The sequence below is a fragment of the Plasticicumulans sp. genome, assembly GCF_035331805.1.
In the GTDB taxonomy this organism is placed as follows: domain Bacteria; phylum Pseudomonadota; class Gammaproteobacteria; order Competibacterales; family Competibacteraceae; genus Plasticicumulans.
The window spans coordinates 1-21,591 of the sequence record NZ_DAOLKE010000024.1; the positions used below are offsets into that span (position 1 = coordinate 1).

The following is a 21,591-nucleotide window of genomic DNA, read 5'->3' on the forward strand; positions in this document are numbered from 1 at the left end:
CGAGCGCTTCGAGGCCGCGGCTCTCGACGCCGCGCGCGACGGTCTGGCCGCGCTCGCGCGCGTCGAGCACGCCGGCACCCAGGAGCCGGCCGATGAGCGCGGGCTGGTCGTGCGCGCCGCGGTGCCGGTGCTCGATGAGCAGGGCGCGGTGCTGGCGCTGCTCGATGGCGGCGTGCTGCTGAACCGCAACTACCGGCCGGTCGACGAGATCCGCGATCTCGTCTACGGCCCCGGCACGCTGCTGCCGGGCGCGATCGGCACGGTGACGCTGTTTCTCGATGACCTGCGCGTGTCGACCAACGTGCCGCTGCACGCCGGCGAGCGGGCGCTCGGCACCCGCGTCTCGCCCGAGGTGCGCCGCCAGGTGCTGGAGCACGGCGAGCGCTGGCTCGGGCGCGCCTTCGTCGTCAACGCCTGGTATCTGTCGGCCTACGCGCCGCTGCTCGACGTCCACGGCGAGCGCATCGGCATGCTCTACACCGGCTTTCTCGAAGCTCCGTACCGGCAGGCCTGGGACGATGCCGCCGGCGCGCTGATCGGCGCCTGCCTGCTCGCCGATGCGCTGCTCGGGGCGCTGGCGCTGTGGCTGGCGCGTTCGCTGTTCCGGCCACTGGAGCGCCTGCTCGCCGTGACCCGCGCCGTGCGCAGCGGTGCGACCGGTGCCCGCGCCCTGCCCGGACCCGGGCGTGACGAACTCGCCGAGCTGGCCCGCGAGTTCGATGCGATGCTCGATCGGCTCGCGCAGCACGAGCACGAACTCGAAACCGCGGCACAGGCGCTGGAGCGCACGGTCGCCGAACGCACCGAGGACCTGCGCCGCCAGAACGCCCGGCTGGCCGAGACCGTCGCCGAGCTGGCCGAGGCGCGCCAGCGCCTGCTGACCACCGAGCAGCTCGCCGCGCTCGGCACGCTCGCCGCCGGCGTCGCGCACGAGATCAACAATCCGCTGGCCGTGCTGCTCGGCAACCTCGATGTCATGGTCGCCGAACTCGGCGAGGCCGCGGCCCCGGTGCAGGTCGAGATCGACCTCGCCGTCGCGCAGGTCGAGCGCATCCGCCGCATCGTGCGCGGCCTGCTCGATTACGCCCGGCCGCAGCGCCAGCCGCTCGGCGGCTGTGTTGCCGATCTGCCGGCGCTGTTCGAGGAAACCCTGCTGCTCGCCGGCCACAGCGTGCAGGGCGGCGGGGTCATGATCCAGCGTGACTGGCAGGCCCGTCAGGCCGTGCGCATCGGCGCACCCGAGCTGCAGCAGGTGCTGCTGAACCTGATCGTCAACGCGCTGCAGGCACTCGCCGGCCGCGGCCGGCTGTGGCTGACGACGGCCGACAAGCAGGGCCGCGTCGTGCTGGTCGTGGCCGACGACGGACCGGGCATCGAGGCCCGGCATCTGCCGCGGGTGTTCGATCCGTTCTTCACGACCCGCACCAGCGGCACCGGGCTCGGACTGGCCGTCAGTTTCGCGATCGTGCGTCGCCATGGCGGCGAGATCACGATCGGCACGCGACCGGGCGGGGGCTGTCTTGTGACAGTCTGTTTGCCGGCACTCGAGGCTGCCGGCTGCAAGAGCGGCGCCGATTCGCCATCATGCGCCCTGGCGTCGCCATCGCCGTCCCTGTCCTGCCGCGAATCAGACCGATGAAGCCGTTGTCCCTGTCGCCCTTCGCGCTCGCCCTTGTCTGGCAGACGCTGCATGCGCGGCTGTCCCTGCGGCTGGCGCTGCTGGCAGTCGCGGTGTTCCTGACCGGCACTCTTGCCGATGCGCCCGGCAGTGCAAGTCCGTCGATGGCGGTCTGGTGCCTGGATGCAGGGCTGCTGGCGCTGGCGCTGCGCGCCCGGCGCAGGCACGTGCCTGCGTATCTGCTCGTCAGCTTCCTGGCCGCGGTGGCGGGCCGGCTCGCCGCCGGTGACGGCGTCTGGTTCGCGCTCGGCTTTGCGGTGGCCAGCGCCGCCTGCGTCGTCGTGCCGACGCTGATCCTGCGCAGCTCCCAGCCGGCCCCGGTGCTGCTCGTGCCGGGCGGCAACCAGCGCCCGGCGCTGCACGTCGCCGCAGCGGTGATCGCCGGCGTCGTGATCGCGGCGGCCTTCGGTTCGGCGGTCGCCAGCACGCGGCCCGGCTCCGTCTACACCGAGCGCTGGCTGGAATGGTTTGCCGGTGACGTGCTCGGCATGGTCGGGCTGCTGCCGCTCGGGCTGACGCTGACACGCGCGCGTCTGGAGCGGCTGCGCCAGCCCGGCTGCAGCGTGGATCTGCTGGTGGCGTTGCTGCTGACCGGCGCCAGCACGCTGCTCGGCCTGCGCTTCGCGCCGTTTCCGTTCGTCGTCATCGGCCTGCCGCTGCTGCTGGTGGCGCTGCGCCTGCCGCTGCTCGGCACGACGCTGGTCGTGGCCTGCGAGACGCTGCTGTACGCCGGTCTGGCGGCCGGCGGCGTGGCACCCGGCCCCTATGTCGATGCGCTGAGCAGCAACGCCCACATCTTCAACGCCGCGACGCTGCTGGCGCCGCTGCTGGTCGCGGGCCTGCGCGAGGCCCGGGCCGCGGATGCCATGCGGCTGCAGCAGCTCGCTGCCCGCGGCGCCAGCGTGCTCGACGGCGTCGGGCAGGGAACCTGGGAATGGCATCCTGCCAGCGGCGAGGCGCATTTCTCGCCCGGCTGGCATGCGCTGACCGGCATCGCACCGGGCGCCGGAACGGCGGGTATCGAACACTGGATCCACCACGTCCATCCCGAGGATGTCGGTCGCGTGCTCGGCGGCCTCGAAGCCCACATCGATGGCGAGGGCAGCGAGTTCGACTGCGCCCACCGCATCGGCGACGGCGAGGGCGGCTGGCGCTGGGTGCGCGCGCGCGGGCGCATCGTCGAGCGCACGGCCGATGCCGCGCCGCTGGCGCTGTTCGGCCTGCTGACCGACATCGATGCCGAGGTGCAGGCCGAGGCCGAGCGCATCGCGCTCGCGCAGCGCCTGAGCACCGCACTCGATGCCGGCGGCATCGCGCTGTGGGAATGGGATCTCGAGCGCGGCTGCCTGCTGTGGTCCGAACACCTTTACGAGCTGCTCGACTGGCGACCGGCCTTCGAGCAGGCGCGGGCCGCGCAGTGGCTGGCCATCGTGCATCCGCCTGACCGCCGGCGCGTTCGCCTGGCCTGGGCGCGCGCCGCCAGTGCCGGCGAGAAGTTCACGATCGAGTTCCGCGTATGTCCGCCGGGTTCGGGCACGACGCGCACGCTGCGCTGTACCGGTGAGCCCGGCGGCGATGACCGGCACACGCTGCGCGGTGCCGCGATCGACGTGACCGAAGCACGCCAGCTCGCCTCGGCCCTCGCCGACGAGAAGGCCAGGCTGCAGGTGACGCTGTACGGCATCGGCGATGCCGTGATCGCCACCGACCTGCAGGCGCGCGTGAACTTCCTGAACCCGGCCGCCGAACGCATGCTCGACCTGCCGGGGCACGAGGCGATCGGCCTGCCGCTCGCGACGCTGCTGCGCCTCGTCGACGAGCGCAGCGGCGAGCCGATCGCGGACCCGGTCGTGGCCTGCCTGCGCAGCGGCGAGCGCACCGAGCTGCCCGACGGCTCGACGCTGCTCGGGCACGACGGCCGGCGCTTCGACCTCGCCGGCTCGGCCGCGCCGCTGCGTGCCGGCGACGGCAGCCTGCGCGGCGCGGTGCTGGTCTGTCAGGACGTGACCGCCCGTCGGGCCTTCCAGCGCGAGCTGCATCACCAGGCAGCCCACGATCACCTGACCGGCCTGCTGAACCGGCGTGCCTTCGAACGCGCGCTCGATGAGCTGGTCACGGCGCTGCACCGCGGGCCGGCGCGCGAGCACGCGCTCTGCTTCGTCGATCTCGACCGCTTCAAGGCCGTCAACGACACCGCCGGCCACGCGGCCGGCGATGCGCTGCTCGGGCGGGTCGCGGCGCTGCTGCGCGCCGGGGTACGCGGCACCGACGTGATCGCACGTCTGGGCGGCGACGAGTTCGCGCTGATCCTCGTCGACTGCCCGCAGGCGCAGGCGGTCCGGGTCGCCGACAAGCTGGTTGCCGCCGTGCGCAGCCTGCGCTTCGTCTGGGAAGGGCAGGTCCACGAGATCGGCGCGAGCATCGGTCTGGTGCCGGTCACGGCCGGCTCCGGCAACGTCGCCACCCTCACCAGCCAGGCCGATGTGGCCTGCTATGCGGCCAAGGGCCTCGGGCGCAACCGCGTCGCCGTCTATTCCCCGGACAACGAGGCCATCGCCCGCGAGCACCGCGAGATCTCGGCAGCGGACGGCATCCGCCAGGCGCTGGAGGCCGGGCGCTTCAGCCTGTACGCGCAGCCGATCGTCGCCGTCGGCACGCCGGAATCCGAACAGTATTTCGAGCTGCTGCTGCGCATGGTCGACGGCGAGGGCCGGCTGGTGCCGCCCGGGGCCTTCCTGCCGGCCGCCGAACGCTACGAGCTGATGCCGGCGCTGGATCGCTGGGCGATCGGTCACGCGCTGCACACGCTCGGGCCGACCATCGCCGCCCTGCCCGCGCTCATGGTGTCGCTGAACCTGTCGGCCGGCTCGATCAACGATCCGTCGTTCCGGCCCTGGCTGGAGGCGGCGCTGGCGCAGACGCCGGTGCCGGTGGCGCGCATCGGGTTCGAGTTCGCCGAGTCGGTCGCCGTCAGCAACCTGATCGCCGCCGGCGACCTGATCCAGTGGCTGCGCGCCCGCGGCTGCCGGGTGGCGCTCGACGACTTCGGCACCGGCCTCAGTTCCTTCAGCTATCTCAAGCACTTCCCGGTCGATTTCGTGAAGATCGACGGCAGCTTCATCGCCGCGCTCGGCCACGGTGCGGTCGATCGCGCCATCGTCGAATCGCTGAACGACATCGCGCACCGGCTCGGCGTGCGCACGATCGCCGAAGGCGTCGAGTCGTCCGAGACGCTGGGTCTGCTGCAGCAGCTCGGCATCGATTACGCGCAGGGCATGGCGCTCGGTGCGCCGGTGGCGCTCGGCGAGCAGCTCGCCGCCCTGCGCGAACTCGACGGCGGCGGCCGGCCGAAGCTGAAGCTGGTGCGCTGAGCCGGCCGGCGCCCGGCCTGCCGGCGCGCCCGGTCGGCACTCATATAGATGAAAGAGGCCGGTGCCCCGAAGGGCACCGGCCTCGCGTGCGTCGGCGCTGCGCGGCGCTTCAGGCGGCGGCGGCCGGCGGTGTTTCCTTCTCGTGGTAGGTGAAGTACGCGGCGTTGATGGCGTTGTGGACTTCGCCGAGTTCGACCTGCAGCTCGTCGATGAACTCGTGCAGGCCGGTGGTCACGAGTGCCTCGACATCGGCCGATTCGGTCTTTGCGCAGGCCCGTGCGATCTGTGCGAGCGCGGTTTCGGGCTGCGGCAGTTCGCGCAGGCAGTCGGCGATGCGGTCCAGGCAGTGGCGCACGGTGCGCGGGAAGCGCGTGTCCTGCAGCAGGAAGGCGAGCACGTCCGGACCGCGCACGCGCGAGCGCACGGCCTGACGGTACATCTGGTAGCCCGACAGCGAACGCAGCACGCTCATCCACTGGATGCTCGCGTACGGCGACAGGTCGCCGCTCTGCGTCAGCAGGTTGCCCGAGCGCACGTCGAGGATGCGCGTGGTCATGTCGGCGCGTTCGAGGTAGCGCCCGAGCAGCACGAAGTCGCGCGCCGGCGTGTAGCTCATGCAGCCTTCGAGGTAGCCGTTGAAGCGCTGGCAACCGCTGACGACCTGCTTCAGGAAGTAGTCGCGGCCGCGCGGGCTGACGCCGTCGGAGATGTGGTCGCGCACGAACAGATAGATGCGGTTGAGCTCCTCCCAGGCCTCGCGCGGCATCACGTCACGGGTCGTGCGCAGGCTCTCGCGGGCGTAGGTCAGCGAGCTCAGGATCGAGCCGCTGTTGCGCAGGTCACCGGTCAGGAAGCTGACGATGCTGACTTCGTCCGGGCGGGTGAAGTGCTCGCGGAAACCCTCGTGGCTGCCGGTGATGTAGATCAGCGGCTCCCACTCGGCGGCACCGGCCGTACGCGGCAGATCGAGCAGCAGGTTGCTGGTCACGCCGATCAGGCGCGCGGTGTCCTCCGCGCGCTCGACGTAGCGGGCCAGCCAGTAGAGGTTCTGGGCGACGCGCGAAAGCATGGATCAGGTCTCCTCGGTATCGACGATCCAGGTGTCCTTGCTGCCGCCACCCTGGGAGGAATTGACGACGAGCGAACCCTTGACCAGCGCGACGCGGGTCAGGCCGCCAGTGGTCACGTAGGGCTTGGGACCGGACAGGATGAACGGGCGCAGGTCGACGTGGCGCGGCTCGGCGGCGTTGCCGTCGCAGAGCGTCGGGCTGGTCGAGATCGCCAGCGTCGGCTGCGCCATGTAGTTGCGCGGATCGGCCTTGATCAGCTCGGCGAACTGCGCGCGCTTCTCGGGCGTCGAGTGCGGTCCGACCAGCATGCCGTAGCCGCCGGACTCGTTGGCCGGCTTGACCACGAGCTTGTCGAGGTTGGCGAGCACGTAGTCGCGGTCCTTGTCGCGCATGCACAGGTAGCTCGGCACGTTCGACAGGATCGCGTCCTGATCGAGGTAGTACTTGATCAGCTCCGGCACGAAGGCATAGACGACCTTGTCATCGGCCACGCCGGCGCCCGGGGCGTTGGCGAGCCCGACCTTGCCGGCACGCCAGGAGCGCAGCAGGCCGCGCACGCCGAGCATCGAGTCGGGGATGAAGGCTTCGGGATCGAGGAACAGGTCGTCGATGCGCCGGTAGATCACGTCGACGCGCTGCGGCCCGTAGATCGTGCGCATGTAGCAGCAGTCGTCGTCATCGACGAACAGATCCGGCCCCTCGACCAGCTGCACGCCCATCTGCTGCGCGAGGTAGGCGTGTTCGAAATAGGCCGAGTTGTAGATGCCGGGGGTCAGCACGACGATGCGCGGATCCTCGCCGGGGCGCGGCGACATCGAGCTCAGCATCTCGAAGAGCTGCGCCGGGTAGTCATCGACCGGCAGGATGCGGCTGGTCTTGAACAGCTCGGGCAGCACGCGCTTGGTGATCACGCGGTTCTCGAGCATGTACGAGACGCCGGAGGGCACGCGCAGGTTGTCCTCCAGCACGTAGACGGTGCCGTCCTTGTCGCGCACGAGGTCGGAGCCGCAGATATGCGCCCAGACCCGGTGCGGCGGCGTGATGCCGACGCACTGCGGCCGGAAGTTCACCGACTGCGCGAGGATCTCGGCCGGCAGGATGCCGTCCCGGATGACCTTCTGCTCGTGATACAGGTCGTCGATGAACAGGTTCAGGGCCTGCACGCGCTGTTTCAGGCCGGCCTCGATGCGCGTCCACTCGGTCAGCGGGATGATCCTCGGCACGATGTCGAACGGCCAGGCCCGGTCGATCATGTTGCCTTCGGAATAGACCGTGAACGTGATGCCCATGACGCTGATCGCCAGTTCGGCAGCGGTGCGCCGCTCGGTCAGCTCGGCATCGGAGAGCTTGCCGAGGTGCTCGCAGAGCGTGCGCGCCGCCTGCCGCGGCGTACCGCCGGGCGCGACCAGTTCGTCATAGAAGGCCCCTGCGGGGTATTGCTGCCAGTCAAGCATGCTCATGATGGTGTGATTCCTTGTGCCGGGCGCCGTTGAATGCGGCGCCGCCTGCGACGCGCCCCCGAACTGCCTCTCCCCGGGGGGCGCAACGACTACTTCAACAGCAAGCCCCGTACCACTCGCCGGGCTCCGCTGTCCGGGATCGCGGCAGACGGTGCCGGCGGCTCAGCCCTGCCGGTCCCGCCGGACGTGCGGCAGGGGCCGGACGCTCGCAGCGCCATGATGGGGCAGGGGTTTAGACCAAAAGGCCGGTGAGGCGGCTGGTTTTGACGGATAAGCGGCTCGGACATGGCGTTGTGCATTTGATTGGTGCGTCCTGCACGGCAAATTGCACTTCATTGGTGCGTGAGGGCAAGGACTGTCGGATCACCGGCGGACTTCGCAGAGGCATTCGCCTGGCTTTGGCCCCGCCTGTCTGCCGGATGCTCCGGACCGCGTAATTGTCACGGACTGGAACGCCGGTTGCTAGTACACTTCGCGCCCGGCCGTTGCCGTGAGAGCCCAGGGAACTTCCCCCGATGACAATCCGCGTTGCACTGAACCACAAGACTTCTTATCACTTCGATCGCCCGGTATCGCTGTCGCCGCACATCGTCAGGCTGCGTCCCGCGCCGCATGCTCGCACACCGATCCCGGCGTATTCGCTGAAGATCAATCCGCAGCCGCACTTCATCAACTGGCAGCAGGACCCGTTCGGCAATTTCCAGGCCCGTCTGGTATTCCCGGAAAAAGTCAGGGAATTCGATGTCGAGGTCGATCTGGTCGCGGAAATGACCGTGATCAATCCGTTCGATTTCTTCGTCGAGGAATACGCCGACAACTTCCCGTTCGAATACACGCCCGAACTGAAGAAGGAACTGGCGCCGTACCTGGAGATTCGCGAGCGCGGTCCGCTGCTGCTCGACTGGCTGCGCGATGTCTCGCTCGATCCGGTCAACACCACGAGCTTCCTCGTGGCGCTGAACCAGCGCCTGCAGCGCGACGTCGGCTACGTGATCCGCATGGAGCCCGGCGTGCAGGCCGCCGAGGAGACCCTGGCCAAGGGGACCGGTTCGTGCCGTGACTCGGCCTGGCTGATGGTGCAGATCGCCCGGCATCTCGGTCTCGCCGCGCGCTTCGTGTCCGGCTACCTGATCCAGCTGACCGCCGACGTGAAGGCCCTCGACGGCCCGAGCGGCACCGAGGTCGACTTCACCGACCTGCACGCCTGGACCGAGATCTTCGTGCCGGGCGCCGGCTGGATCGGCCTCGATCCGACCTCCGGCCTGCTCGCCGGCGAAGGCCACATCCCGCTCGCGGCCACGCCCGACCCGACCGGCGCGGCGCCGATCACCGGCTACACCGACAAGTGCGAGGTCGAGTTCGGCTTCGCGATGAGCGTCACGCGCATCCACGAGGACCCGCGCGTCACCAAGCCCTACACCGATGAGCAGTGGACCGAGATCGAGGCTCTCGGCCACGCCGTCGATGCGCGTCTCGCCGCCGGCGACGTGCGCATGACCATGGGCGGCGAGCCGACCTTCGTGTCGATCGACGACATGGACGGCGCCGAGTGGAACACCGCCGCGATGGGCCCGACCAAGCGCAAGCTGGCCGGCACGCTGCTCAAGCGCCTGCGCCGGCAGTTCTCGCCGGGCGGCCTGCTGCACTACACGCAGGGCAAGTGGTATCCGGGCGAGTCGCTGCCGCGCTGGGCGCTGAACTGCTTCTGGCGCAACGACGGCGAGCCGATCTGGCGCGACGAGGCGCTGATCGCCGATGACACCGCGCCGGGCCGGGTCACGGCCGCAGATGCACAGCGCTTCGGCGCCGAGCTGTCGGCGCGCATCGGCGTGTCGCCGAAGTGCCTGATTCCCGGCTACGAGGATGCCTACTACTACCTCTGGTACGAACGCACGCTGCCGGTCAACATCGATCCGCTCGACTACGACCTGAAGGATGGCGAGGAGCGCCGCCGCCTGGCGCAGCTGCTGGAGCGCGACCTCGGCTCGGTGACCGGCTACGCGCTGCCGCTGCGCTGGAACTACGCGCGCGGCAGCTGGCAGAGCGGGCAGTGGCCGCTGCGCCGCGAGCACCTGTACCTGATCCCCGGCGATTCGCCGATGGGCCTGCGCCTGCCGCTGACCGCGCTGCCGTGGGTCAGCGACACCGACCTGCCGGTCGAGCAGTCGCTGTTCGAGTTCAGGAAGCCGCTGCGCGACCTGCACGGCGAGATTGCCCGCCGCTACAGCGCGCTGCTCGACGGCCGCGACGTGTCGGGTCATCACCACGAGGGCGTCAACCAGGACTGGCAGGAACAGCCCGAGCACGACGATGACGACACGATCGTGCACACCGCGCTGTGCATCGAGCCGCGCGAAGGCCATCTGTACGTGTTCATGCCGCCGCTCGGCTATCTGGAGCAGTACCTCGAACTGGTCGCTGCGATCGAGCACACGGCCGCCGCGCTGAGCATCCCGGTGTTCATCGAGGGCTACGCCCCGCCGTCCGATCCGCGCCTGAAGAAGTTCGCGGTGACCCCGGACCCGGGCGTCATCGAGGTCAACATCCACCCGGCCGGCTCCTGGGACGAACTCGTCCACAACACGCACGTGCTGTACGAGGAAGCCCGCCAGTCGCGCCTCGGCACCGAGAAGTTCATGCTCGACGGCCGCCACACCGGCACCGGCGGCGGCAACCACGTCACGCTCGGCGGCGCCACCCCGGCCGATTCGCCGTTCCTGCGCCGGCCCGACCTGCTGCGCAGCCTGGTCACGTACTGGCAGCACCACCCCGGCCTGTCCTACCTGTTCTCGGGCATGTTCGTCGGCCCGACCAGTCAGGCGCCGCGCGTCGACGAGGCGCGCAACGACAGCCTGTATGAACTGGAGATCGCGTTCCGCGAGATGCCGACCGGCGAGGTGCCGCAGCCGTGGCTGGTCGACCGGCTGCTGCGCAACCTGCTGGTGGACCTCACCGGCAACACGCACCGCTCCGAGTTCTGCATCGACAAGCTGTACTCGCCGGATTCGGCGACCGGCCGCCTCGGTCTGGTCGAGTTCCGCGCCTTCGAGATGCCGCCGCACGCGCGCATGAGCCTGCTGCAGCAGCTGCTGCTGCGCTCGCTGGTCGCGCGCTTCTGGGAAGATCCATATCAGGGCCGCCTGTGCCGCTGGGGCACCAGCCTGCACGATCGCTGGATGCTGCCGCACTTCCTGGTCGAGGACCTCAAGGACGTGCTCGCCGACCTCGACCGTCACGGCCTGCGCCTCGATCCGGAATGGTTCGCGCCGTTCTCGGAGTTCCGCTTCCCGGTCTACGGGCGCATCGTGCAGCAGGACATCCAGCTCGAACTGCGTCAGGCCGTCGAGCCCTGGCACGTGCTCGGCGAGGAAGCCGTCATGGGCGGTACCGCGCGCTACGTCGATTCCTCGGTCGAGCGCATGCAGGTCAAGGTCGAAGGCCTCAACGGGGATCGCTACGTGCTCGCCTGCAACGGCCGGCGCGTGCCGCTCGCGGCCACCGGCCGTCAGGGCGAGTTCGTCGCCGGCGTGCGCTATCGCGCCTGGCAGCCGCCGTCCGCGCTGCATCCGACCATCCCGGTGCACGCGCCGCTGGTCTTCGACCTCGTCGATACCTGGAACCAGCGCTCGATCGGTGGCTGCACGTATCACGTCTCGCACCCGGCCGGTCGCAACTTCGTCGTGTTCCCGGTCAACGCCAATGAAGCCGAGGCGCGCCGTCTGGCCCGCTTCTGGGCCTACGGCCACACGCCGAACGCGATGCAGGCGCCGGCCGAGGAACGCAGCCTCGACCTGCCGATGACGCTCGACCTGCGCCGTCGTCCGGGCTGCTGAGGCGGCTGGACCACGACGCGCCGGCCGCGGCGGCGCACCCGGCTCCCGGAACATCGGGGGTAGGGGGCGCCGTCCGCGGTCGTGGCGCGCTACGATAGACGGCCGTTTCAGTCACCCGGTACGCGCAGGCCATGATCGAGCCGACCAGTTTCCCGCCGGCGGTCCACGACCTGCTGAGCGACTACGCGCCGGGCAGCGGCTGGGACGAGCTGCTCGATGCCGACGGCAAGGTGCGTCCGGCCTGGGAATACCTGCTCGCCCAGCTCGATGCGCTCGGCCTCGGGGAGCTTCAGGCCCGCCACGAGGAAACCCAGCGGCTGCTGCGCGAGAACGGCGTCACGTTCAACGCCCACGAGGACGGCCGCGCCGCGAGCCGCGCGTGGACGCTCGACCCGATCCCGCTGCCGATCCTCGGCGACGAATGGGCGCAGCTGGAGGCGGGGCTCGCGCAGCGCAGCCGCCTGCTGAACCGCCTCGCTGCCGATCTCTACGGCGCACGCACGGTGTTTCGCCGCGGCGTGCTGCCGCCCGAACTCGTGCATGCCCATCCGGGCTTCCTGCACGCGGCCTGGGGGGCGCTGCCGGCCGGGGCGCGCTGGCTGGTGTTCCACGCCATCGACTTCGCGCGCGACGAGCAGGGCCGCTGGCTGGTGCTCGGCGATCGCGCCCAGGCACCGTCCGGCGCCGGCTATGCGCTGGAAAACCGCATCACGCTCGCGCGGGCGCTGCCGACCGTCTACCGCGAGGCGCCGCTGAAGCGTCTCGCGAGCTTTCTCGAAACCGAACGCGTGACGCTCGCGCGTCTGGCGCCGCGCCACGTCGACAAGCCCAACGTCGTGCTGCTGACGCCCGGGCCGGCGAGCCAGGGCTACTTCGAGCACGCGTATCTCGCCAACTACCTGTCGCTGTCGCTGGTGCAGGGCGAGGATCTGGTCGTGCGCGACGGCAAGGTCTCGCTGAAGACGCTCGGCGGCCTGCAGCCGATCGACGTGATCCTGCGCCGCGTCACCGACGGCTGGTGCGATCCGCTCGAACTGCGCGGCGATTCGATGCTCGGCGTGCCGGGGCTGCTGGCGGCGGTGCGCGAGGGCGGCGTGGTGCTGGCCAACGCGCTCGGCATCGGCGCGATCGAAAACCCCGGACTCGTACCCTTCCTGCCGGCGCTCTGTCGCGAGCTGCTCGGCGAGGAACTGCTGCTGCAGCCGGTCAAGAGCTACTGGTGCGGGGACGGCGAAAGCCTCGAAGCCGTGCTCGACCGGCTCGACAGCCTGGTCATCCACCAGCTCACCGAACAGACGATCACCGACGGCCTGCACCTCGATGCCGCCGCCCGCGCCACGCTGGCCGCGCGCATCCGCAGCGCGCCGCACCTGTACGTCGCCCAGGAGCACGTGCGCCCGGCGCATGCGCCGGTCTGGGACGGGCGCAAGCTGGTCGCGCAGCCGGTGATGATGCGCGGCTTCTGCGTGGCCGAGGAAGACGGCTATCGCGTGATGCCGGGCGCCCTCGGCGCCGTCAGCCCCGACGGGCGCATGGCCGTGCAGGGCGGCACGACCAAGGATGTCTGGGTGCTCGCCGAATCGGCGCAGCCGCACGTGAGCCTGCTGCGCCAGGCGCACGGCCCGATCGTGGTCACGCGCGACGGCGCCGACCTGCCGAGCCGGGTGGCCGACAACCTGTTCTGGCTCGGGCGCTACGGCGAGCGCTACGACAGCCGCGCCCGGCTGCTGCGCGAGGCGCTGCTGCGCCTGCTCGAACGCGGCGAGGGCGCCGGCGAGGACGGCTGCCTCGAAGACCTGCTGATCGCGCTCGGCATCGAGCTCGGCAGCGTCGACGCCGGTCCGCGCGGGCGCTATCTGGCGCTGCGCCGGGCCTTCCTCGGCGTGTTCGACGAGCAGAACGACGGCGGGCTGCGCGAGATCTTCGCCGGCATGCTGCGCAACGGCCGCGCCGTGCGCGATCACCTCGGCGACGAATCCTTCCGCGTGCTGAACCGCCTGCGCGAGAGCCTGCGCGACCTGCCGAGTCCGCCGAGCGCGAGCGCCGGGCGCAAGGCGCTGGAGGAACACCTGACGCTGCTGACGGCCTTCTTCGGCCTCTGCAACGAGACCATGCCGCACCACTACGGCTGGCGCTTCCTCGACATCGGCCGCTTCGTCGAGCGCGTGCTGAGCACGCTGACGATGCTCGAACTGGTGTTCGTGAAGACCGAGCACCCGGGCGTGCCGCTGTGGGAGGTCATGCTCGCGACCACCGACAACCTGACCGCCTACCGCCGCCGCTACCGCTCGGCGCTGCACCCGAGCGCGATCCTCGACCTGCTGCTGTTCGACGAGGACAACCCGCGCTCGGTCGGCTACCTGCTGCGCCGGCTGCGCCGCCAGATCGAGCGCCTGCCGCACCCGAAGGCCACGCCGTACCGCAGCGCCGAGGAGCGGCTGATCCTCGAAGCCCAGACCACGCTCGCGCTCGCCGACATCGCGACGCTGGCCGAGGTCACCGCCGACGGCGATCCGAAGGGCCAGCGCGCGCTCGGCAAGCTGCTGCGCCGGCTGCGCGCTCCGCTCGCCGAGCTGTCCGAGGCGCTTTCCAACAGCCACTTCAGCCATTCCGAGAAGCCGCGCCAGCTGATCGAGATGATCTGACGGCCGCGCCACGGAAGCCCAGCGATGAACTATCAGATCACGCACCGCACGACCTACCGCTACTACGGGCGCGTGTCGCTGTGCCACAACGAAGCCCGGCTGCTGCCGCGCGAGACCAGCCGCCAGTTCGTCGAGGAATCGGCGCTGGAGGTCCTGCCGGTGCCGGCACTGCGGCGCGAGCGCACCGACTTCTTCGGCAACCGCGTCGTCAACTTCTCGGTGCAGGACATCCACCAGACGCTGGAGGTCACGGCGCGCTCGCGCGTGACGGTCGCCCCGCGCCCGTCGCTGACCGACACGCCGTCGCCGGGCTGGGAGGAGGTCGTCTGCCTGGTGCGCGACCTGCCCGAGCTCGGCGCGATGGAAGCGCGCCAGTACACGCTCGAATCGCCGTTCATCCGCCCGAACGCCGCGCTCGCCGCCTATGCGCGGCCGTCGTTCACGGCCGGCCGGCCCTTGCTGGAGGCCGTGCTCGAACTGAACCGGCGCATCTTCAAGGAATTCACCTACGACCCGCAGTTCTCGACGCTGGCCACGCCGCTGTCGCAGGTGCTGGAGGAGCGCCGCGGCGTCTGTCAGGACTTCGCGCATCTGGCCATCGGCTGCCTGCGTTCGCTCGGCCTGCCGGCGCGCTACGTCAGCGGCTATCTGGAGACCCTGCCGCCGCCGGGCCAGCCGCGGCTGGTCGGGGCCGACGCCTCGCACGCCTGGCTCTCGGTGTTCATCCCCGGCCTCGGCTGGATCGATCTCGATCCGACCAATGACCTGCTGCCCGACGAACGCCACGTGACGCTCGCCTGGGGACGTGACTACGCCGATGTCGCGCCGCTGAAGGGCGTCATGATCGGCGGCGGTTCGCACGCGCTCGAAGTGTCGGTCGACGTGATGCCGCTGCTGCCGCCGGCGGAGGCCGACGACGAGGCGGCCTGAAGTCCTGCTCTGGCGGAGCGGGTGTACCATCGGCGGTTCCAGCCGAACCGGAGCCCGCCGATGAGCGATCCCAAGACCATCCGTCTCGCCGACTACCGCGCCCCGGCCTATCTGGTGGATTCCGTCGACCTGCGCTTCGAGCTCGGGGAGACCGGCACCGACGTGCAGGCCACGCTGCAGCTGCGCCGCAACCCCGCCGCCGGGGCCGGCCCGGCCCCGCTGGTGCTCGACGGCCAGCAGCTCGAACTGCTCGCGCTCGCGCTCGACGGCGTGCCGCTGCCGGCGACGCGCTATCAGCTCGACGATGCGCAGCTGACCGTGACCGACGTGCCGGCGGCATTCCGGCTCGACCTCACGACGCGCATCCACCCCGAGACCAACACCGCGCTCGAAGGCCTGTACCGGTCCTCCGGCAACTTCTGCACGCAGTGCGAGGCCGAGGGCTTTCGCAAGATCACGTATTACCCGGATCGCCCGGACGTCATGGCGCGCTTCACGACCACGGTCGTCGCCGAGCGCGCGCGCTATCCGGTGCTGCTGTCCAACGGCAACCCGGTCGGGCGCGGCGAGCTCGACGACGGCCGCCACTGGGTGCGCTGGGTCGATCCGTATCCGAAGCCGGCCTATCTGTTCGCGCTCGTCGCCGGCGACCTCGGCTGCGTGCGCGACAGCTTCGTGACCGCCTCGGGCCGCGGTGTCGCGCTCGAGATCTACACCGAGCACGACAAGCTCGATCAGTGCGAACACGCGATGGCCTCGCTCAAGCGCGCGATGCGCTGGGACGAGGTGCGCTTCGGGCTGGAGTACGACCTCGACATCTACATGATCGTCGCGGTGTCGGACTTCAACATGGGCGCGATGGAGAACAAGGGCCTCAACGTCTTCAACACCAAGTACGTGCTGGCACGGCCGGACACGGCCACCGACACCGACTTCATCGGTGTCGAGTCGGTGATCGGCCACGAGTACTTCCACAACTGGACCGGCAACCGCGTCACCTGCCGCGACTGGTTCCAGCTGTCGCTGAAGGAAGGCCTGACGGTGTTCCGCGATCAGGAGTTCACGGCCGACATGCACTCGGCGGCGGTCGCGCGCATCGATGACGTGCGCACGCTGCGCGCCGTGCAGTTCCCGCAGGACGCCGGACCGCTCGCGCACCCGGTGCGGCCGGAGTCCTACATCGAGATCAACAACTTCTACACGGTCACGGTCTACGAGAAGGGCGCCGAGATCGTGCGCATGTACCAGACCCTGCTCGGGCGCGAGGGCTTCCGCCGCGGCATGGACCTGTACTTCCGCCGTCACGACGGCCAGGCCGTGAGCTGCGAGGACTTCTGCGCGGCGATGGCCGATGCCAGCGGTCGCGACCTGACGCAGTTCCTGCGCTGGTACCGCCAGGCCGGCACGCCGGTGCTCACGGCGAGCGGCCGCTACGACGCCGAAGCGCGCTGCTACACGCTGCGCCTGAGCCAGCACTGCCCGCCCACGCCGGAGTCCGCGACCAAGCTGCCGTTCCACATCCCGGTCGCGATCGGCCTGCTGGCCCCGGATGGCCGGGCGCTGCCGCTGACGCTGGCCGGCGAGCCGCAGGCCGGGCCGCCGGAGCGGGTGCTGGAGCTGACCGGGGCCACGCAGGAGTTCGTGTTCACCGGGCTCGACGCCGCGCCGGTGCCCTCGCTGCTGCGCGGCTTCTCGGCCCCGGTGAAGCTCGATCACGCACCGGCCGAGGACGAACTGCTGTTCCTCGCCGCGCACGACACCGATGCCTTCAACCGCTGGGAGGCCGCGCAGCAGCTCGGCGTGCGCGCGGTGCTCGGCCTGCTCGACGAGCGCGCGGCCGGCCGGGCCTGGACGCTGCCGGCGGGGCTGTCGACGCTGTTCGGGCGCGTGCTCGCCGATGAAAGCCTCGACCCGGCGCTGGCCGAGCAGATGCTGACGCTGCCGGGCGAGGCCTACCTCGGCGAGCAGCGCACGCCGATCGACCCGGGCGGCCTGTTCGAGGCGCGTGAATTCCTGCGCCGCGCGCTGGCCGGCGCGCATCGCGCGGCGCTCACCGCGCGCCACGACGCCCTCGCGCCCGAAGGCGGCTACCGGCTCGACGGCGCCTCGATCGGCCGGCGGGCGCTGCGTAACCGCTGCCTCGATTACCTCGCGAGCCTGGAGGACGCCGATGCCCACGCGCGGCTTGCCGCCCGCTGGCAGGCAGCCGACAACATGACCGACCAGCTCTGCGCGCTGGCGCTGATGGCCAACGGCGATCATCCGCAGCGCGAGGCCGCGCTCGCGGCGTTCTACGAGCGCTGGCAGCACGAGGCGCTGGTCGTCGACAAGTGGTTCTCGCTGCAGGCGTCCTCGCCGCGTGCCGACACGCTCGCGCGGGTGCGCGAGCTGATGTCACATCCGGCATTCACCATCCGCAATCCGAACAAGGTCCGGGCGCTGGTCGGCGCGTTCTGCAATGCCAACCCGGTGCGTTTTCACGCGCTGGACGGCAGCGGCTACGCCTTCCTGGCCGAGCAGGTGCAGGTGCTCGATGCGCTGAACCCGCAGATCGCCGCGCGCATGCTCGGCGCGCTGACGCGCTGGCGGCAGTACGATGCCGGCCGCCAGCCGCCGATGCGGGCGGCGCTGGAGCAGGTGCTGGCCCGTGCGGGTGTGTCGCCGGATGTCTACGAGATCGCGTCGAAGGCCCTGGCCGGATGAACGCGGTACGGCGCGGTGCGCACGATGCGGCGACGGCTTGCTGCGATGCAAAAACCCCGTTGACAGCCAGCGGGCGCCTCCGTAGCATGTCGCTTCATGGTGCACCGCACCAAATTAAGCGGAAACCACTCACAACCCCTTGAAGGAGCAGACGATGAGCAACCAGTACAACCCGTTCGCCGAGTTCGCCAAGTTCGACATGAGCAAGTTCGACGTGAGCAAGATGCTCGGCGAAGTCAAGGTGCCGGGCGTGGACGTCGAGGCGCTGCTCGCCAGCCAGCGCAAGAACGTCGAAGCGCTGACCACCGCGAACAAGGTCGCGCTCGAAGGCCTGCAGGCCGTCGCCAAGCGTCAGGCCGAGATCCTGGCCCAGGCCCTGGCCGAAGCGACCTCCGTCGCCAAGGAACTCGCCAGCCTGTCGTCGAACCCGCAGGAGCTGACCACCAAGCAGGCCGCCGTTGCGAAGGAAGCCTTCGAGAAGGCGCTCGCCAATGCCCGCGAGCTGGCCGAGCTGGTCAACAAGTCCAACACCGAAGCCTTCGCCGTCATCAACCAGCGCGTCAACGAGAGCCTGGAAGAGCTGAAGGCGCTGGTCGTCAAGAAGTAAGCCGCACAGGCCGGGCATCCGCACACCCGATCGCGGGTGCCGAGTCTTCAGAACCGCCCGGTCGATCGCCGGGCGGTTTTTTTCTGGCAGCCCCGACGCGCGCGATCACCCGCCGTGCTGCCGGCTTGCCGAGCCATACATCCGATTCCAGAAGGTACCCCCGATGGCCGAAGTCCTTGCCCCCGAGATCAAGCTGCCCGATCCGGTCGAAGTGTCGAAGGCGGTTTCGCAGATCGCGGAACGCAGCCAGCGCCTGGTCAGTGATTTCCTGCAGCGTCAGTCGGCGCAGAACGCGCTGGCGCTGGTCGAGAATCCGGGCATCGGCAAGGCCTTCCTGGAGATGACGCAGCGCCTGATGGCCGACCCGTTCAAGCTGATGGAAGCGCAGGTCGGGCTGTGGACCCAGTACGTGTCGCTGTGGCAGCAGGGCGCCGCCGCGATGCTCGGCCAGCGCGGTGCCGATCCGCTGGTCAGGCCGGCGCGCAGCGACAAGCGCTTCAAGCACGAGGACTGGGAACACAACGCGCTGTTCGACTTCATCAAGCAGTCCTACCTGCTGACCTCGCAGTGGGTGCAGAGCACGGTCGCCGGCGTCGAGGGCATCGACGAGCGCACCAAGAAGAAGCTGGAGTTCTACACCAAGCAGTTCGTCGACGCGCTGGCGCCGACCAACTTCGCGGCCACCAATCCCGAGGTCATCCGCACGACGCTGGAGACCGGCGGCGAGAACCTGCTCAAGGGCCTGACCAACCTGCTCGAAGACCTGGAGCGCGGCAAGGGCAGCCTCAGCATCCGCATGACCGACCTGACGGCCTTCCAGCCCGGTGTCAACATCGCGGCCACGCCCGGCAAGGTCGTGTTCCAGAACGAGCTGATGCAGCTGCTGCAGTACTCGCCGAGCACCGAGTCGGTCTACCGCAAGCCGCTGCTGATCGTGCCGCCGTGGATCAACAAGTTCTACATCCTCGACCTGCGCGAGAAGAACAGCTTCATCAAGTGGTGGGTCGATCAGGGCTTCACGGTGTTCGTGATCTCCTGGGTCAACCCCGATGCCTCGCTGTCGGAGATGAACTTCGAGGACTACGTGCGCCTCGGCACGGTGGCCGCCCTCGATGCGATCGAGCGCGAGACCGGTGAGCACGAGGTCAACGCGGCCGGCTACTGCCTCGGCGGCACGCTGCTCGCGACCACGCTCGCCTACCTGGCCGCGATCGGCGACCAGCGCATCCGCTCGGCGACCTTCTTCACGACGATGCTCGACTTCAGCCAGCCCGGCGAGCTGGAGGTGTTCATCGACGAGGAGCAGATCTCGATGCTGGAGAAGCGCATGGAGCGCGACGGCTTCCTCGACGGCAGCCAGATGGCCGGCACCTTCAGCATGCTGCGCGCCAACGACCTGATCTGGTCGTTCTTCATCAACAACTACCTGCTCGGCAAGGAGCCGTTCCCCTTCGACCTGCTGTACTGGAACTCCGATTCCACGCGCATGCCGGCGAAGATGCACAGCTTCTACCTGCGCAACATGTATCAGCGCAATCTGGTCTGCAAGCCGGGCGGCATCACCGTGCTCGGCCAGTCGCTCGATCTCGGCAAGGTCACGGTGCCGGTGTATTTCATCTCGGCGATCGAGGACCACATCGCGCCGTGGAAGTCGACCTTCATGGGCACGAAGCTGTTCGGCGGCCCGGTGAAGTTCGTGCTCGGCGGTTCCGGCCACATCGCCGGCATCGTCAACCCGCCGGCCGGCGGCAAGTACGGCTACTGGGAGAACGACACGCTGGTCGAGGATCCCGATGCCTGGCTGAAGGCCGCGCAGCAGCACCCGGGCTCGTGGTGGACGAACTGGCTCGGCTGGGTGCAGCCGAATGCCGGCGAGATGATTCCGGCGCGCATACCCGGCTACACGCTCGGTGCCCTTGAAGATGCGCCGGGCAGCTACGTGAAGGCCAAGCTCGCCTGAGCCTGCTTCTGGGCGCGTGATGCAGCGGGCGGACCGGCGACGGTTCGCCCGCCGTCATTTCCGGCGTCTGGTCCGGTGGCTGGCCATGCAGGGATTCCGGACGTGATGCCGATCTCGCGTGAATGCAGGTTTTTCTCCCCCTCTCCCCAACCCCTCTCCCACGAGGGGCGAGGGGCTGAAAAGCGAAGTGTTCCGGTGTGATCGGTATGGCTCAGATGCCGAGGATCTTCTTGGCCTTGCCGAGCGAATCGACCGCGCCGGCGTGATCCCCGGCCTTGTGCTGCTCCTCGCCTTTGGCGCGCAGTGCCCGGACCTCGGCGAGCTGCTCGGTGCCGAGCTTCGGTGACGCGGCGAGGGCGGCGTCGATCTGCTTCATGTCGACCGGACAGTGATAGGCCTGGGCCGGGGCGGCGAGGGCGGCGAGCAGGACGGCAACGGAGAAGGCGGGCAGGTGGCGCATGGCGGTACTCCGGCAGGGCGCGGCACTGGGAGAAGCCTGCGCCGGCCGCGCAGGCGCAGGCAGCGTGACGATAGGACGCGCCGGCGCCATTGCCAGCAGCGACGGCCTACAATGCGCGCCCCGTGACCGCCACGATGCTCCCGATTCCCCCGATGCTGCGCTCCGATTTCCACTTCGACCTGCCGCCCGAACTGATCGCCCAGCAGCCGCCGGCCGAGCGCGGCGACAGCCGCCTGCTGGCCCTCGACGGCACGGACGGCCGGCTGCAGGACGCCCGCTTCGACGATCTGCCGGGCTTCCTGCGTGCCGGCGACCTGCTGGTGTTCAACGACACGCGCGTGATCCCGGCGCGGCTGCACGGCGTCAAGGCGGGCAGCGGCGGGCGTGTCGAGGTGCTGGTCGAGCGCATCCTCGATGCGCGGCGCGTGCTCGCGCACCTGCGCGCGTCGAAATCGCCGAAGCCCGGCACGCGCCTCTGGCTGGAGCAGGCGGTCGGGGCGGTCGTGCTCGGGCGCGCCGGCGAACTCTATGAACTCGGCTTCGAGGATGCCCGGCCGGTGCCGGCGATCCTCGATGCGCACGGCCACATCCCGCTGCCGCCGTACATCGACCGGCCCGACGCGCCGGCCGACGCCGAGCGCTACCAGACCGTCTATGCGCGCGCCCCGGGCGCGGTCGCCGCACCGACCGCCGGCCTGCACTTCACGCCGGCGATGCTCGAACGCCTGGCCGCGGCCGGCATCGGGCGGGCGTTCGTGACGCTGCATGTCGGCGCCGGCACTTTCCAGCCGGTGCGCACCGGGCACATCAGCGAGCACCGCATGCACGCCGAATCCGTCGAGGTCAGCGCCGGAACCGTGGCCGCCGTCGCCGC

At 70.0% G+C, this 21,591-nt stretch carries 12 protein-coding genes; 9 read left to right on the plus strand and 3 right to left on the minus strand.

Features of this window, described 5'->3' with window-relative positions:
• Nucleotides 1-1,639 (plus strand): cache domain-containing protein (locus PKE44_RS03445; protein ID WP_324548276.1); only part of this gene is annotated, 1,639 nt, incomplete at its 5' end.
• Nucleotides 1,636-5,049 (plus strand): EAL domain-containing protein, encoded by a 3,414-nt coding sequence (locus PKE44_RS03450; protein WP_324548277.1) that lies wholly within the window; start codon nt 1,636-1,638, stop codon nt 5,047-5,049. The genes PKE44_RS03445 and PKE44_RS03450, both read left to right, overlap by 4 nt.
• A gap of 109 nt (nt 5,050-5,158) precedes the next feature.
• On the opposite strand, the gene PKE44_RS03455 is transcribed toward PKE44_RS03450, so the two are convergent.
• On the minus strand, nt 5,159-6,118 hold the full coding sequence (locus tag PKE44_RS03455; protein WP_324548278.1) for an alpha-E domain-containing protein: 960 nt from the start codon (nt 6,116-6,118) through the stop codon (nt 5,159-5,161).
• Nucleotides 6,119-6,121: 3 nt separating this feature from the next.
• Nucleotides 6,122-7,579 carry a circularly permuted type 2 ATP-grasp protein gene (locus PKE44_RS03460; RefSeq protein ID WP_324548279.1) on the minus strand — a complete coding sequence of 486 codons (1,458 nt, stop codon included), beginning with the start codon at nt 7,577-7,579 and terminating at the stop codon, nt 6,122-6,124.
• Nucleotides 7,580-8,094: 515 nt separating this feature from the next.
• Here PKE44_RS03460 and PKE44_RS03465 point away from each other — a divergent pair.
• From PKE44_RS03465 to phaC, 6 genes are all read left to right on the plus strand, one after another.
• Nucleotides 8,095-11,412: a transglutaminase family protein gene (locus PKE44_RS03465; protein ID WP_324548280.1), complete on the plus strand. Its 3,318-nt coding sequence runs from the start codon at nt 8,095-8,097 to the stop codon at nt 11,410-11,412.
• A 131-nt stretch (nt 11,413-11,543) separates the two neighbouring features.
• Nucleotides 11,544-14,057: a circularly permuted type 2 ATP-grasp protein gene (locus tag PKE44_RS03470; RefSeq protein ID WP_324548281.1), complete on the plus strand. Its 2,514-nt coding sequence runs from the start codon at nt 11,544-11,546 to the stop codon at nt 14,055-14,057.
• Nucleotides 14,058-14,081: 24 nt separating this feature from the next.
• Nucleotides 14,082-14,987 (plus strand): transglutaminase family protein, encoded by a 906-nt coding sequence (locus PKE44_RS03475; protein ID WP_324548282.1) that lies wholly within the window; start codon nt 14,082-14,084, stop codon nt 14,985-14,987.
• Nucleotides 14,988-15,047: 60 nt separating this feature from the next.
• Nucleotides 15,048-17,690 (plus strand): aminopeptidase N, encoded by a 2,643-nt coding sequence (pepN, locus tag PKE44_RS03480; RefSeq protein WP_324548283.1) that lies wholly within the window; start codon nt 15,048-15,050, stop codon nt 17,688-17,690.
• Between the two features lie 154 nt (nt 17,691-17,844).
• A complete protein-coding gene (locus tag PKE44_RS03485; RefSeq protein ID WP_324548284.1) occupies nt 17,845-18,297 on the plus strand; it encodes a phasin family protein in 453 nt (150 codons plus the stop codon).
• A gap of 163 nt (nt 18,298-18,460) precedes the next feature.
• Nucleotides 18,461-20,257, plus strand: coding sequence for a class I poly(R)-hydroxyalkanoic acid synthase (gene phaC / locus PKE44_RS03490; RefSeq protein WP_324548285.1), 1,797 nt, complete (start codon nt 18,461-18,463; stop codon nt 20,255-20,257).
• A gap of 211 nt (nt 20,258-20,468) precedes the next feature.
• Here the strand turns inward: phaC and PKE44_RS03495 are convergent, their stop codons facing one another.
• Complete coding sequence (locus PKE44_RS03495) at nt 20,469-20,717, minus strand: hypothetical protein (RefSeq protein WP_324548286.1); 249 nt, start codon at nt 20,715-20,717, stop codon at nt 20,469-20,471.
• 152 nt (nt 20,718-20,869) lie between these two features.
• Here PKE44_RS03495 and queA point away from each other — a divergent pair.
• Nucleotides 20,870-21,591 (plus strand): tRNA preQ1(34) S-adenosylmethionine ribosyltransferase-isomerase QueA (gene queA / locus PKE44_RS03500; RefSeq protein WP_324548287.1); only part of this gene is annotated, 722 nt, incomplete at its 3' end.